This window comes from Micromonospora sp. NPDC051543, assembly GCF_044454415.1.
Classification (GTDB): Bacteria; Actinomycetota; Actinomycetes; order Mycobacteriales; family Micromonosporaceae; genus Micromonospora.
This window is the reverse complement of sequence record NZ_JBITDT010000033.1, coordinates 1-14,731: the sequence shown is the minus strand read 5'-3', so window position 1 is coordinate 14,731 and position 14,731 is coordinate 1. Positions and strand designations below refer to the sequence as shown.

The 14,731-nt window shown below is 69.1% G+C and carries 14 protein-coding genes; 9 read left to right on the top strand and 5 right to left on the bottom strand.

Features of this window, described 5'->3' with window-relative positions:
• Positions 1-673 precede the first annotated feature (673 nt).
• Entirely contained in the window at positions 674-928 is a 255-nt protein-coding gene (locus ACIA3K_RS31560; protein ID WP_396805506.1) for an SCO4848 family membrane protein, read from the bottom strand.
• Positions 929-1,057: 129 nt separating this feature from the next.
• On the opposite strand from ACIA3K_RS31560, the gene ACIA3K_RS31555 reads away from it, so the two are divergent.
• The 4 genes from ACIA3K_RS31555 (at position 1,058) to ACIA3K_RS31540 (ending at position 4,743) form a co-directional block, all read left to right on the top strand.
• Positions 1,058-1,522: a PRC-barrel domain containing protein gene (locus ACIA3K_RS31555; protein WP_396805504.1), complete on the top strand. Its 465-nt coding sequence runs from the start codon at positions 1,058-1,060 to the stop codon at positions 1,520-1,522.
• Between the two features lie 277 nt (positions 1,523-1,799).
• Positions 1,800-2,858: a tryptophan--tRNA ligase gene (trpS, locus tag ACIA3K_RS31550; protein ID WP_396805502.1), complete on the top strand. Its 1,059-nt coding sequence runs from the start codon at positions 1,800-1,802 to the stop codon at positions 2,856-2,858.
• Between the two features lie 72 nt (positions 2,859-2,930).
• Positions 2,931-4,136 carry a low temperature requirement protein A gene (locus ACIA3K_RS31545; RefSeq protein WP_396805501.1) on the top strand — a complete coding sequence of 402 codons (1,206 nt, stop codon included), beginning with the start codon at positions 2,931-2,933 and terminating at the stop codon, positions 4,134-4,136.
• A gap of 16 nt (positions 4,137-4,152) precedes the next feature.
• Positions 4,153-4,743 carry an HAD family hydrolase gene (locus tag ACIA3K_RS31540; RefSeq protein WP_396805499.1) on the top strand — a complete coding sequence of 197 codons (591 nt, stop codon included), beginning with the start codon at positions 4,153-4,155 and terminating at the stop codon, positions 4,741-4,743.
• Positions 4,744-4,746: 3 nt separating this feature from the next.
• On the opposite strand, the gene ACIA3K_RS31535 is transcribed toward ACIA3K_RS31540, so the two are convergent.
• From ACIA3K_RS31535 to ACIA3K_RS31520, 4 genes are all read right to left on the bottom strand, one after another.
• Complete coding sequence (locus ACIA3K_RS31535) at positions 4,747-5,718, bottom strand: NADP-dependent oxidoreductase (protein WP_396805497.1); 972 nt, start codon at positions 5,716-5,718, stop codon at positions 4,747-4,749.
• 158 nt (positions 5,719-5,876) lie between these two features.
• Positions 5,877-6,944: a WxL protein peptidoglycan domain-containing protein gene (locus ACIA3K_RS31530; RefSeq protein ID WP_396805496.1), complete on the bottom strand. Its 1,068-nt coding sequence runs from the start codon at positions 6,942-6,944 to the stop codon at positions 5,877-5,879.
• Between the two features lie 91 nt (positions 6,945-7,035).
• Entirely contained in the window at positions 7,036-9,009 is a 1,974-nt protein-coding gene (locus ACIA3K_RS31525) for a fibronectin type III domain-containing protein (RefSeq protein ID WP_396805494.1), read from the bottom strand.
• 143 nt (positions 9,010-9,152) lie between these two features.
• Positions 9,153-10,370, bottom strand: coding sequence for a HupE/UreJ family protein (locus tag ACIA3K_RS31520; RefSeq protein WP_396805492.1), 1,218 nt, complete (start codon positions 10,368-10,370; stop codon positions 9,153-9,155).
• Positions 10,371-10,553: 183 nt separating this feature from the next.
• Between ACIA3K_RS31520 and ACIA3K_RS31515 the strand changes: the two genes are divergently transcribed.
• The 5 genes from ACIA3K_RS31515 to ACIA3K_RS31495 form a co-directional block, all read left to right on the top strand.
• The gene (locus ACIA3K_RS31515; protein ID WP_396805489.1) at positions 10,554-11,216 is read left to right on the top strand and encodes a hypothetical protein; all 663 of its coding nucleotides are present in this window, start codon (positions 10,554-10,556) and stop codon (positions 11,214-11,216) included.
• A 388-nt stretch (positions 11,217-11,604) separates the two neighbouring features.
• Positions 11,605-12,570: a helix-turn-helix transcriptional regulator gene (locus ACIA3K_RS31510; RefSeq protein WP_396805487.1), complete on the top strand. Its 966-nt coding sequence runs from the start codon at positions 11,605-11,607 to the stop codon at positions 12,568-12,570.
• A 323-nt stretch (positions 12,571-12,893) separates the two neighbouring features.
• On the top strand, positions 12,894-13,106 hold the full coding sequence (locus ACIA3K_RS31505) for a BldC family transcriptional regulator (RefSeq protein WP_396805485.1): 213 nt from the start codon (positions 12,894-12,896) through the stop codon (positions 13,104-13,106).
• Between the two features lie 131 nt (positions 13,107-13,237).
• The gene (locus ACIA3K_RS31500; protein WP_396805483.1) at positions 13,238-13,819 is read left to right on the top strand and encodes a dihydrofolate reductase family protein; all 582 of its coding nucleotides are present in this window, start codon (positions 13,238-13,240) and stop codon (positions 13,817-13,819) included.
• Positions 13,820-14,095: 276 nt separating this feature from the next.
• A partial coding sequence (locus ACIA3K_RS31495) for a non-reducing end alpha-L-arabinofuranosidase family hydrolase (protein WP_396805481.1) occupies positions 14,096-14,731 on the top strand: 636 nt, incomplete at its 3' end.

Sequence of the window (14,731 nt, the reverse complement as noted above, 5' to 3'; positions counted from 1 at the left end):
CAACAAAAAATTAGTTGAACAGCAAACCCTGACAACAAACAAATGTTGCCAAAGGAATCCCAACCAACAACCCACCAAAAGCAGGCTGCCAGTCCCGGGGTATAAATCATAATTGGCACTGGCTTTACAAGCACCCTGTTGAGTTCTCAAAGAACAACCACACACCGATCAGCAGGCCCAACCAGTGGGCCCCCATCCCGGGGCTTTTCGTTCTGCGTCCCCGCCGCTCTCGCGCCGGGCACTTTTACTACGTTACCTCACCGTCTCGGCCGTGTCAAACCGGTGTGTCCCGGTCTGTCATGCTTCGTGCGGGTTGGTCCCGGCGCACTCACGCAGCAGCGAACCGCTGCGTCAGGTCGTCGGATTTGGCAGACCGGCCGCTGTGGTCTCCCACAGTCGCGCCCGGTGCCCTGCCGGTCGTAAACCTTACCCGGTCGATTCCGCCGCACCAAATCCGCCTCCCGGCAGATCAGGTGAGCACCGCCCGAACCGCGCCTCCAGGAGCGAACCCCTGTCTGACCCGGCTGCCCACCCGGTTAGTGGCTTCAGGACTTTCGCCCCGTTTGCCCCGTTCCGCGCTGGCAGAGAGAAAGTTACGCGTCCGTGGGTTTCATCGTCAAATCGGGGGGTGGCGTCGCGCGTCACACTCGCGCCCGATACGCGTTTGCGCAGCTCAAGAAGTTCCGCCTCGGCGAGCGACCAGCCAGCCGCGGATCCCGAGCACCCCGACCGTCGTACCGATGGCCAGCGACGCGGCGATCAGAAGCGCGTGCACCCACAGAAAACTGGTCGGCGCGCCCTCGCCCACCGTGGCGGACGCCCACGACCGCGGGTCCTGCCAGATCGCGACCGCGAACCTCGGCCAGATCACCCAGGTCCAGACCCCGACCCCGACCAGGAAGGCAGACCACCCGCGCGACAGAACCATGACTGCCGAGTATGTCAGCGGAGCTACGCACCGCCGATTTCGACACTGACCGCCGTTCGGCCGGAAAGCCGCCCCTCGTTTCCCGCATCCGCAGGCCGGGCACTGAGTGGGAGGACAGGGAGGTGACCCGTGCAACCCCCGATCTTCAACCCCTGGGCCTGGCGCGATCCGTCCGCGCTGGCCGGCGGATACACACAGACCACGCCCTCGGCCGGCCCGTCAAAGGACCCGGACGGCGGGCACGACGGTCCGGACGCACCCGGGCCGGGTACCCCGATCGATCTGGTCGGCTACCACGTGCAGGCCCGCGACGGACGTATCGGCACCATCGACGCGGCGAGCGACGAGGCTGATGCCGGACACCTGGTGGTGGACACCGGACCGTGGATCCTCGGCCAGAAGGTGCTGGTGCCGGCGGGCACGGTGGAGCGGGTCGACCACCTGGACCGGGTCGTGCACGTCGACCGGACCCGGCAGGAGATCAAGGACGCGCCGCCGTTCGACCCTGCGTCGTTCGATCCGGGGTACCGGGACCGCGTCGGGACGTACTACGCGGACCGTCACGTGCCACCCCCGCAGCAGCGCCGCGGGTAATCTGAGCTGGTGGTCCGGGCGGGCAGTTGCGTACCGGAGGCGGTCGATGTGGTCGACGGTCTCCCGCGCAGTGTCGTGTCCGCGTCCCTGACCAGCTCCGGCGACGGCCGTGAGCAACTTCTGGACCTGCTTCGTGCCGGTGGTCTGCGGTACCGCGCCGGCGCGCGATGGCGGACGGCTCGCTGAGCCCTGTTCTCCGCCGACCGAGGGGGCTAGTTCGCCCGCTCGGCGCGCGCCCGACGCGTGATCCACCTACCCGCACGAAAGGCACATCACCATGTCCGTCGCACGCATGCTCACCGGCGACCGGCCCACCGGCCGCCTGCACCTTGGCCACTACGTCGGCAGCATCGCCAACCGGGTGCGGCTGCACCAGCGGTACGAGAGCTTCTTCATCATCGCGGACCTGCACATGCTCACCACCCGCAACCGCCGGGAGGACATCGACCAGGTCTCCGGCAACGCCCGCGAGATGGTGACCGACATCCTCGCCGCCGGCGTCGACCCGGCGCGGGCCACGTTCTACCTCCAGTCGGCGATTCCCGAGGTCGGCGACCTGAACACCCTCCTGCAGAACCTGGTGACCGTGCCCCGACTGGAACGGGTGCCTTCGCTCAAGGACATGGCCCGCGACGCCGGCAAGGAGGAGATGCCGTACGGCTTGCTGGGTTACCCGGTGCTCCAGGCCGCGGACATCCTCTGCGTCAAGGGCGAGGTGGTGCCGGTCGGTCGGGACAACGCCGCGCATGTGGAGGTGACCCGGGAGATCGCCAGACGGTTCAACCACCTGTACGGGCCGGTCTTCCCGGTGCCCGAGCTGATCCCGGCCGACAATCCCAGCCTGGTGGGCACCGACGGCGTCGCCAAGATGAGCAAGAGCCGGGGTAACACCATCGCGCTGTCCGACGACACGGCCACGGTGCGCCGCAAGGTGCGCGGGATGTACACCGACCCGAACCGGGTACGGACCGACGTGCCGGGAACGGTGGAGGGCAACCCGGTCTTCGCGTACCACGAGGCGTTCAACCCGGACCGTGCGGAGGTGGACGACCTGGCCCGGCGTTACCGGGCCGGGCAGGTCGGTGACGTGGAGGTCAAGGAGCGGCTGGTCGAGGCGCTGGAGACGTTCCTGGCCCCGATCCGGGAGCGCCGGGCGACGATCGAGGCCGACCGGGGGCTCGTCGACCGGCTGATCGTCGAGGGCACCGAGCGCACCCGGCAGGAGGTACGCCAGACCCTGACGGAGGCACGCCGGGCGATGGGGCTGACCGGGACGTACCAACAGGTGCGCCGGCGGGCCGAGCGGAGCCGGCGCCGCACGGACGCGCCGGCCTGATGCGGACGTCTCGGGTCTTCCCGTTGTGACGGGGAGACCCGAGACGGTCCACCGAGGGCGCAGAATGCCAGGATGAGGGGAATTCGTCCGGTCGTGGTGGGTGCCACGCACCGGACGACGATGTTCGAGATCTTCTTCGACCTGGTCTTCGTCTTCGCGCTCACCCGGGTCATCGCGTTCATGGCGCAGCCGCCGACCGCGCTGCTCACCCTGGCCCAGGGACTGCTCCTGCTCCTGCTGCTGCTCTACTCGTGGGGGCCGTACACCTGGGTGGGCAACCTCGTCCGCGCGGACGTCGGCCTGGTCCGCGGAGCGACCCTGGTCGCGATGGCGGCGATCTTCGTGGCCGCCCTGGTGTTGCCGGACGCGTGGCGGCAGGGTCCGGGGGTCGTCGACGCGCCGCTGACCCTCGCGCTCGCGTACGTGGTCGTCCGGGCGGTGCAGCTCGTGATCCTCGCCCGGGTGAGCGTGCCGATCCCGTCGCTGCGCCCGACGCTGCGCTACTTCCGCGTGCCCGTGGTGCTGGCGTGGTTTCCGCTGGTCGGCGGGGCGCTGCTCGGCGGGACCGCCCAGACGGTGCTCTGGACGGCCGCGCTGCTGGTGGACATCGGTGGCGCGCGGCTCGCGTCCACCTTCCACCCGTGGCAGCTGCGCAGCGTGGACCACTTCACCGAGCGGTACGGGTTGGTGCTCATCATCGCCCTCGGCGAGTCACTGATCTCCGCCGGCGCGGGGCCACGGACGATGGCGCCGGTCGGTACGGCGGTGGCGGCCGCGCTGCTCGGCCTCGTCAGCACGGTCTGCCTGTGGTGGCTCTACTTCGATCGGCTGGCTCCCGCCGCGCGGGCGGCCGTCCGCGACGTACCAGCCGACCGACGGGCCGACGTGGCCGGCGACGCGTACGGCATCGGGCACACCCCGCTGATCGTCGGCGCCATCTACTTCGCGCTCGGCATCGAGCAGGTGATCGGCCGGCTCTCCGCGGACCCCTCCGAAACGGGGCCACTGGGCTGGGAAGCCACGGGCGCCCTCTACGGAGGTGTGACCGTCTACCTGCTCAGCAGGCTGGTGCTTCGTCGACTGACCGTACGTGCCGTCCATCCGGCGCAGGTCGTCGCGGCGCTGCTGCCGCTGGCCCTGCTGCCGGCCGGTCGTACCCTCGCGCCGTTGGCGGCGCTCGCCGTGCTGACCGTCCTGCTGATCGCGGTGACCTGGTACGAACGGCGGTTCGACCGGCGAGACGAACCGGTCGACCCGGCTCGGGCGACGCGTCCCTGACGGTTACCCTTCCCCGGTGACTCTGCCTCTGCCGCCCGGTGAGTTCGCCGCGTACCTGTTCGACTGCGACGGCACCATCGTCGACTCGATGCCCCTGCACTACGTGGCCTGGCAGCGAGCCCTCGACGAGTGGGGCTGCGAGTTCCCGGAGGACCTCTTCTACGCCTGGGGTGGCCGGCCGACCGCCGACATCATCGTCGCGTTGAACGAGCGCCACGGTCTCACGATGCCGGTGGCGACCGTCGTGGAGAACCGCGAGCGCATCTACCAGGAGCTGTTGCCGCAGGTCGCCGCCGTACCCGAGGTGGTGGCGCACATCCACGAGGCGCACCGGCGGGTGCCGTTCGCCGTCGTCTCCGGCAGCACCCGGGCCGCGGTCACCGCCTCCCTGGAGGCGCTGGACCTGCTGGACCGGTTCGACGTGCTGGTGTGCGCCGAGGACTACACGCGGGCCAAGCCCGACCCGGAGGCGTTCCTGCTCGCGGCCCGGCAGCTCGGCGTACCCCCGGAGTCCTGCCTGGTCTTCGAGGACACCGACCTGGGCATCCAGGCCGCGACGGCGGCCGGCATGGCGTCGGTACGCGTGCCGCAGCAGCGCACCGCCTGACCCTCAGGCGATCGTCAGCAGGAGCTTGCCGGAGTACGACGTCGTCAGGCGCTGGTGCGCCTCCCGCACCTTGCCCAGCGGGAACTTCTCGGCCACGTGCACCACGAACGGACCGGCCTCGACGAGTTCGTTGAGACGCCGCAACTGCCCAGGGTTGGACACGCCGTCGTACGCGCGAACCGTCATCCCGGGGCGCTCGCTCGGCTCCGGCCGCACCCCGTGGGCGTACGCCACGACTCCGCCGTCGGACAGCGTCTCGGTCAACCGGTCCAGCGTCTCGCCGCCGGCCATCGCCAGGATGCCGGCCACTCCCTCCGGTGCCGTGTCCCGGATGGTCGTGAGCATCTCGGCGAGGTCGCCGTGGCCGTCCAGGGACACGTCGGCGCCGAGCCGGGTCACCAGCGCCACGCCGTCCGCGCCGGAGGCCACCGCGATCACGTTGAGGCCCTGCCGCTTGGCCAACTGCACGGCCAGGTGGCCCTGACCGCCGCTCGCGCCGAAGATCAGGAGCCAGGCGCCGGCCGGCAGGGTGAGGGTGTCCAACCCGGCCAGCGCGGTCAGCGCGTCGGTGGGCATGGCACCGGCATGTTCGGCGGGTAGTCCGTCGGGCAACTTCGCGACGTACTCGGCCTTGACCACCGCGTACTCGGCGTAGAAGCCGCCCTTGGGCCGGGTGGTGGCGGAGACGTAGACCTGGTCGCCGACCGAGAGGCCGGTCACCCGGTCGCCGGCCGCGATGATGGTCCCCGCGCCGTCCGAGCCCGGGACGATCGGAAGGGACGAGCCCTCCGGCACCAACAGGCCCTGCCGCTCGTACGCGTCCCACACCCCGACGCCGGCGCTCAGGACCCTGATCAGCACCTCGTCGGCGGCGACCTCGGGCACGGGGAGCTTGCGCAGGGTGATCACCTCCGGCCCGCCGAACTCGTCGAGGGCCGCGGCCTGCATCAGCTCTGGCACGTCCGCGTCAACCATGGGGGCTTCCTCTCCGGGCCGGCGTCACCGTCGCAGCATGCCGCCTCGCGGACGAATCCGAGCCGGTGCCGAGTGCCGTTCACCCACAAGGGCGACCGGGCGGACGGCCGCCGCCGGCCCCGGGCCTGCCGCGCCGCACGGCCGCCCGGGCCGACTGGTCAGGAGGTCCGTGGCCGCGGGCCGCGGAGTGCCTGCTCGACGGCGTCGCGCACCCGGGCGTCCTCGCGGACCTTGCGCCGCGACCGGGCGCGGCGGCGGTACAGGTACGCGCCGACGACGGCGGCGATCAGCACGACGAGCGCCAACACCAGCGTCCACGGCAGGGCCCAGCCGCGTGCCGTCGACTCGATGGGCGTGAGCGGGGTGGTGGAGCCCGACGCGTCGGTGAGCAGCGGGGTGACGGTGGCGGTCGCCGCGAGCCGGACGGCGGGCGCGACACCGTGCACCGGCACCGTCACGTCCCAACTCTCGCCCGGGAGCAACTGCGGCGGCGCGGCGATGTCACCGGCCCGCGCGCGCAGGACGCCGAACGGCCCCGACACCGACACCGACTGCTTGGCGGAGAGGGCGGCGTTACCGGTGTTGTGGATCGTGTAGGAGACGGTCGCGTCGCCCTTGCCGATCGGGTTGGCCGATCCGTCGTACCCGACGTGGAGGTTCTCGACCGCGAGGGTCGGCTTCAGCTCGCCGCCCACCCGCAACGTGATCCGGATGCCGAGGCGACGGTCCACGTTGATGCCCTCGGCCTGGTCGGTCTGCGTCAGCGCGGTCAGGATGCCGCCGACGTGGTCGCCGGGCGTGGCGTTGGTCGGAACGGCGATCGTGAAGGGCACCTGGGCGGTCTTCCCCGGTTGGATCACGACGCTGCCGGCGCTCGGCTTGACCCAGGCGCCGACCGCCACGGACTTCTTGTCCCTGGTCAGCAGGTCGAGCTGCCCCGCGTCGGTGGTGAAGCCGTCGGCGGCGTACACGGCGAGGGTCAGGGGCGCCGGGCCGCGGTTGGCCACCACCATGGCGTCCTCGACGGTTCCGCCGGGATTGACGTTGTAGCTGTAGCTGGACCGGGCTTCGCCGTAGCTGTTGGAGGCCGTCCGGACCGTCCAGGCGACGTTGCCGTCGGCCGCCAGGGCGGGGCCGACGGCCACGCCGGCCGCCGCGACGGCGGCGAGCAGGGACAGCACGGTCGTACGAAGGAGGGTCTTCCAGCGCGTTACGGACGGTCGCATCTCAGGTCCTCGAAGTGATCTTGGTGGCGGGTGAACCGGCGGCGGGGTAGGCCCCGAAAGGTGCCTACCCCGCCCGGTGGAACAGGGTCGATCAGCTGCTCAGGGCAGTGATCGTGAGGGTGGTGCGGTAGCTGCCCTTCGCGATGCTGTCCGGGATCTTCAGGTCCAGGTCGGCGCCGAGCTTGGCCCCGCCGCGCGGGTGACCCTGCACGGCCGCGCCCAGACCGCTGGAGACCGAGAGGCCCTTGCCCTGGTCGTCGAGGGACGACAGGACCGGAGCGCCGGCCGCCGCGCCCGCGCCGGCGTCGAGGACGTACGGGGTCCAGCCCAGGTACGAGCCGGAGAACGTCTTGTCGGCGTCGGAGAAGTCGCCGACGCTGGCCGAGATCGACCAGGGGGCGAGCGAACGACGGCTGTCCGACACGAGGATCGGGTTGATCTTGCCGGTCGCCTCGAAGTAGGTGCCGTCGCGCTCCTGCGCGGTGCCCAGGTCGACCAGGCCGTTGTAGCCGTCGATGGTCCAGCCGAACTCACCCGGGGCCGGGTTGGGCACGTTGACCTGGATGGCCTGACCGTCACCGTGGTACGGGTGGATCGTGGTGCTGTCGACGATCGAGCCGACCGGCTGCCCCTCGGCGGTGTTGGCGCAGGACAGACCCTTCTCGACGGCCGCGTTCGGGGCCGCGCAGGTGCCGCTGCGGATGTTCTGGAGCACCAGCTTGTCGGCCTTGACCCCGACCTTGACATAGCTGCGGACGTGCTCCTGGTTCTCCACCGAGTTGAACCAGTAGTTGCTCGGGTTCAGCGGGTCCGGGCCGAGTCCCTCGACGCCCGTTCCGGAGCCGTCCGGCTTCTTGATGTCGTAGTACTTCGAGCCGGAGGACGAGTTCGCCGTCACGTAGAGGACGCCGCCCGGGCCGGGGAACACGTCGGCCGCGCCCGGCTTCTCGGCCGGGTTCTCCTTCTGACCGTTCTTGATCGAGTAGCTGCGGGTGTACACGTGGTCGTGACCCTGCAGCACCATGTCGATGCCGAGATCGGAGAAGGCGGTCGTGAAGTCCTTGCGGCGGTTCTTGTTGTCCGCGTCGGTCGAGTGGCTCGCCGCCGAGTAGATGGAGTGGTGGTAGACCAGCACCTTCCACTTCGCCTCGGAGCCGTGCTTCTTCACGATGTCCGAGACGTACGCGACGTGTGCCGCGTCGCCGCCGAGGGAGCCGTCGGTCGGGTTGACGTAGCTGTTGCTGTTCAGGTCGATGAACAGCACGTCCTTGTAGACGTACCAGAAGTCACCGCCGGAGCGGGTCGACTGGTCCCCGTTGTAGTACTGGGCCGAGCGGTCCGTGTTCGGGGTGAAGTGGTGCTGCTCCCAGGACTTGCCACCGACATCGTGGTTACCGATGGTGGCGGCCGTCGGGTACTGCCGGAGCTGGTCCGGGGAGAGGTACGCGCTCCACTGGGTCTCGTCGTTCGCGGACTCGACGTGGTCACCGCCGGAGACCAGCAGCTCGGTGTTCGGGTTCGCCGCGGTGGCGACCTTCAGGGTCTCGGCCCAACCGGCCTGGTCCCGCGCGACGTCGCCGGAGGCGCCGATCTGCGGGTCCCCGAAGAACAGAAAGTCGAAGTCGCCCTCGAAGTCCCGCGTCTTGAAGGCGTAGGTGGGCGACCAGCTACCCTCGGCGCCGACCCGGTACGAGTACGCCGTGTTCTCCCGCAGGTTGCTGATCGTGGCGTGACGGTTGTAACCGGTCGTGGAGGTGTTCGCGGCACCGACCGCGTCGAAGCTGATCGCGCTGGCCGGGAACTCGCCGTTCACGATCTCGGCGGTCGGGGCGAGCTGGATCTTCTGGGCGGTGTCGGCCGAGGAGTACCAGGACACGATGCGCTGGGTCTCGTTGGCGCCGACGCCGAGGACGATGCCGGACACCGTGGTGGGGTCGGCGGCGCTGGCGGCGGTCAGCACACCGCTGCCGAGGGCCACGCCCACTCCCAGGAATCCGGCCACGACCCCGGCGACAACGCGCCGCCGCACGAGCCCGGCGGCCCGTGTCGAGGTGCTCAATGTCATCGACATTGTTCCCTTTTCGAATAGAGAAATGGATTGTTCCTCCGCGAGCGCGGGGAAGCGAATCCAAAGCTTTCGTCGGCCGGTGAACCGATCATTAACGTGATCTTGCGAGCGGCTGCACTTCACGAACTGGTTAGCCGTACTCACGAGCCGGTGACGCGTTGAACAAACCAGATCAGGCCCATCATGGACACCGCTGCGGAAACCACACCGGTCGCCCACAGACCCGCTTTCGGCGCACGGCGGCGCAGCACGAACAACAGCGGGAAGACGGCGGCGATAATCGCCAACTGGACGACTTCGATACCCACGTTGAACACCAGCAGCGACCACAGCAGCGTCCAGGACCACGCCTCGTCGATGCCGAGCGCGCCCGCGAAGCCGAGCCCGTGCACGAGGCCGAAGCAGAAGACGACACCGAGGCGGATCCACCCCCGGCGGTCCAGGGCGAGGTGACCGCGTCCCGTCGTCTCCAGATCCGTCGCGTGGTCACCACGCCGCCAGATCCCCCACAGGTGCCAGCCGGCCACGACGGCGATCGACAGCGCGATGACCGGCTCCACGACCCTCGCCGGCACGTCGACCAGGCCGAGGGCCGCGAGCAGGAACGTCACCGAGTGCGCCAGGGTGAAGCTGGTGGCCGCGAGCACGATCTCCCGCAGACGCCGCGATCCGGCGATCAGCGCCAACAGGAACAGGATGTGATCGATGCCGGACAGCAGATGCTCGGCCCCCAGCAGGAAGAACTCGCCGAACCGCTGGTACGCGGTCTGGGCGGTCGAGAAGGACGGGTTGGCGGCGTCGAGCGCGGCGCTGCCCGACCGGCCGTCGATCTGGTAGGTGACGATCGTCTTGGTGCCCTTGACGTACGCCTCGTCGTCCGGGAAGAGACCACTGCGCACCTCGTGCTCGGCGACCCGCTCGGGACAGGTCCAGTCGAGGAGCAGGTTCGCGTACGGCACACCGTCACGAACGCTGACCGTGGCGTCACCCACCTGGGTGGGCCGACAGGCCGCGCCACGGGCGGTCACCGAGAGGCGGTCGGCGACGTAGCGCAGGACCGTCGAAGCGTGGGCCTTCAGCGCGGCGGCCTGCGCGTCCGGGTCACCCGCCTCGAAGGCGGCGGTTCCGACCCGAAAGAGTGGATCATCGTCGCCGGAGTCGGCGGCCGACACCACGAGGAGGTCGTATTCGAGGCCCAATTCGGCGCGGATGTGACCCTCGTCTCCGGCGGAGATTTTCGCGTACACGGTCGACGAGAAGCCGTGCGCGAACGCCGCTCCGCCGCTGAAGAACGGAAGCACCGTCGCCGCAAATACGACAACGGCGACGACGACGGTACGGCGGATATGCCCCAGCATGCGATTCCCCTCGGTTGGCCAGTGCACGCTGCACGTCGCGGGTTAACAAGAACCCGCCCGCCGACGAACCGATGGCGAACAAATATCCGCAGCGGCCGCTCGCGGATCGTGGGCCGCCGGATCTGGGATAGGAATACGAGTCGTACCCGCACCTGCCTCAGTCATCGGAGAAGGACGATCACCTTGCGCCCCCCGCTTCGGGCCGTCGCCCTGTTGGCCACGACCGCCGTACTCCTCGCTGGCTGCGGCTCCGGCGACGACTGGTCCCAACCCCACCCCACGCCGAGCCCGGTCGGCACGCTCGGCCCGGGATTCGTCGACACCGCCGCGACGCCCGCGCCGGAGGCGACCATCACGCCGAAGCCCGGATCGTGGGCCGACGTGCACCCGTCGAAGGACTACCGGGTGGTGCTGCTGACCGCCGGTGCGGACGCGCCCACCAAGGCCCTCGTGGCGGCGGTACGGAGTTGGGCCGACGACGAGCACCTCGACCTGCGCACGGTCGTCGTCGACGATCCGCACGAGGCCGTCGCGGGCATCAGCAAGGCGATCGGGATGAACGCCGACCTCATCGTCACCGCGGGCAACGACCTGATCGACCCGCTGGCGTTGGTCACCCCGAACCACCTGGACGAGAGGTTCCTGGTCGTGGGCGCCGAGTTGGCCGAGCCCACCCACAACGTCACCGCCGTCGACTGGGAGGGCGCCTCGTTCCGCGGTGAGGGGCTCGGCATGTCCTCGACGTACGACGCGGGCTCGTTCACGGCCGAGCGCTGTGCAGCCGCCATCCGGGCGGGTGTGGCCGCCGTGCTCAACGACCTGACCGGCATCGTCGTCTGGCTCTGACTCCCCGGCGGACCGGCTGCGGCAGCAGACCGACGTCAACCGCCTCGCGGCGTCGCCGTCGGGAATGCCCGAAGCGATCCCCATTGTGCCCGCGTCCGCGAGGGGTGGCCTAGGTCAGAAAGCGTCAATCGATGACCGGGCCCGTACGCAAAACGCAACGCCTCGCAGCGTTACGGCGTGGCGGAATGCTCGGCCGTTCATCGGCGATTCACAGGTGACACTTATTCACGTTGCAGCTTCGCACCCGGTGTTGACTAAACGCGTCTCACCTGTTGTATGTTGAGTTCACCTGGAATTTTCAGGCGACCCAGCCGCAACCCGGAAAATATGGTTGGCGGGCCCAGAGCAGTCTCGACCGGCGTCAGACTCGCGGCCGGAGAGGCCTACCATGACCCATTCCTTCGACTCAACCAACCTCGATGAGATTTCCGAGAGGTTGAAGAGTCCCTACGGCTCGGTACGAATGTACGAGACCGGCCAGCACCACAGGCTGTACCTGACCCAGGAGATTCTTGGACCGATAGAGCTGCACCGCATGGCATTCACGATGCGCGTCAAGATCGATGCGGCACCCATTGCGGCTCTACCATTCGGCCAGGTCACCGGGGGAACTGTCACCTACCGCAGCCGCCGGAGCGAAGCACAGCGTGTCCAGGGCGACGCGGTCCATGCCACGATGCCGGAGACGTACAGCGCAACCCTCGACGACGTCGACGTGGACTTCGCCCTCATCCCAAAAGGGCTGTTCGCCCTGATGGCCGACCAGGCCTCCAGTCGGAACCCCGATCCAATCCGGTTCACCTCGGTGAAGCCGCATACCCAGCGGGATGCGGACACCTGGAACGCTGCCTACCGCTATGTCCGCCACGGCATCTTCGGCACACCGTCCGCTCAGGAGCCGTTGGTCGCCGGAGCGGCGGTCCGCCTCCTCGTCGTCGCGAGTCTGATGGCGTTCCCGAACAACGCCCGCCGGATCCCCACGCCGGAGGACCGGCGTGACGCACACTCCCACTCTTTCCGACGCGCCGTGTCGTTCATCGAGGACAACGCTCACCGCGACATCAACGCCAGCGACATCGCGGCGGCCGCACATATCAACATCCGCGCCCTGCAGGTGGCCTTCCGCCGTCACCTGGACACCACTCCCATGACGTACCTGAGGAAGGTTCGTCTGGAGTACGCCCACCGCGAACTGATCTCCGCCGATCCCTCCACCACGAGCGTGGCGAGCATTGCCGCCAGGTGGGGTTTCGTCAACCACAGCCGCTTCACGGCACGCTATCGAGCCACATTTGGGATTGCCCCGTCGTTCACGCTCCGCCAACGAAACGATTCGACGAAACTGTGGATGTGATGGCCTCCAGGTCTGCCGTTTCCTAGTGGTCGACAGCGGCGAGGATCCATGAGGCCCCCGTCATCACCGACACCCGGCGCGTCGGCACGCCGGGGCGACGCGAGACGTTGCGTTTCTCGCACAGAACGGCCGCGAGAGAGACGTTCCTTGTCGTAGCGCAAGCTTCTTCGGCCCCTCCGAGCGGGGTTAACGTGACTGTCGAGAGATCAGCGACCTACCGCAGTGCAGGTCGACCCCACTGTCGCTGCCGGAAGGTGCCGTGCTCAGATCCCGTAATTCCGCGTTCATGCGCTCGGGGGCCCCGTCATCGTGAAGAGATCCGTGTGGACGCCGAACATCGCCTGCTGAAGCCCTTCGAGGTCGCGGCTCTGCTGCGGGTGGACCCGAAGACTGTCACGAGGTGGGCAGTGGTGGGCAGGATCGAGAGCATCCGGACTCCTGGCGGCCATCGCCGATTTCGCGAGTCTGACGTGCGCAAACTGCTAGAGGTGGACCGGGTGCGTGATCTCAGGGAGGCCGACCGCTCGGACGACTGACCGCGGTCCACCTCACCGTTGCACGTTCGTGGCATCGATCCGGCTTCGGCTGTCGATCCGGCCGCACCCCGCTCGTGTAGACGGGGAGCGGGCAGGCAACGGGCCGCCCGCCCTCATCGGAGGGTGTGGTCATGCGCAGGTTGGTGGTGGTCGAGTTCGTGACGCTCGACGGGGTCATGCAGGGCTTGGCCTCTCCCGACGAGGACCGTGCGGGCGGGTTCGAGCACGGTGGTTGGGCAGCGCCGTACTTCGACGAGACCCAGGCGACCGCGGCGGTGGAAGGGCTCCGGTCCACCACGGCATACCTCTTCGGACGCCGGACGTATGAGAAGATGGTCGGCTACTGGCCGAGCCAGCCGGACGTCAACCCGATGGCCGGACACCTCAACTCAACGCCCAAGTACGTCGCCACCCGCACCCTGACCGACCTCACCTGGTCGAACGCCCGACGTCTGGACGGAGACCTCGCTCCGGCGGTCGCGGACCTGAAGTCCCGGGGCGACGGTGTCGTCGCCGTGTTGGGCAGCGGGGTGCTCGTGCGGGAACTCATCGCCAACGACCTGGTCGACGGGTACCGGCTGTTCCTGCACCCGCTCCTGCTCGGTTCGGGCAAGCGTCTGTTCCCGGAGTCGGAGCGGCCGCGCCCGCTGCGGCTCGCCGGCTGCACGCCGACCGGCACCGGCGTCCTCATGCTGGAGTACGAAGTGGCGTGACGGCGGATGTTATCGATAACAGCGACGACACCCCATCATTCGCTCTGTCGACCACCCGGCCCGCAGTGGCCGGTGCCCACACCCGGCCCGGCCGGCCACCCCGGTCGCCTGCTGAAGCCCTGCTCAGCGGCGTGATGAGGCCATTTACGTGTCGGCGAGACATCGAGGTTGATGGTTTGGGAGCGCTCCCGTAACATACCGGACGCGGCTGTTAACGCTCACCTAACAATGACTCCCACGAATGTGGAGGCCGCCGTCCCGTCAGGAGGGTGCTCGATGACCATATTCAGACCGACCAATATCGGGGTCGTCTCGGCCGGTGTCGCGTTACTGGCGTCGGCGACGGTTGCCGTGGCGCTGCCGGCCGGCGCGGCCGCAGCGGGCTGCTCGGTGAACTACGCCGTGTCGTCCGACTGGCCGGGTGGCTTCGGCGCCAACGTCACGATCACGAATCTCGGCGATCCCGTGAGCAGTTGGACGCTGACGTGGTCGTACAGCGCCGGTCAGACGATCACGCAGTCGTGGAACACCACCCTGACGCAGAGCGGGGCGGCGGTGACCGCGCGGAACGTGAGCTACAACGGTTCGATCGCGACCAACGGCACGGCGTCGTTCGGGTTCAACGGCTCCTGGACGGGCAGCAACCCGGCACCGACGAACTTTGCCCTCAACGGCGTGACCTGCAACGGCGGCACCACACCCACCACTCCGCCGCCCACCACCCCGCCGCCGACGACCCCGCCGCCCACCACCCCGCCGCCGACGACCCCGCCGCCCACCACCCCGCCGCCGACGACCCCGCCGCCGACCACGTGCAACCTGCCGTCGTCGTACCGGTGGTCGTCCACCGGGGCGTTGGCGCAGCCGAAGTCGGGCTGGGTGTCACTCAAGGACTTCACCGTCGCGCCGTAC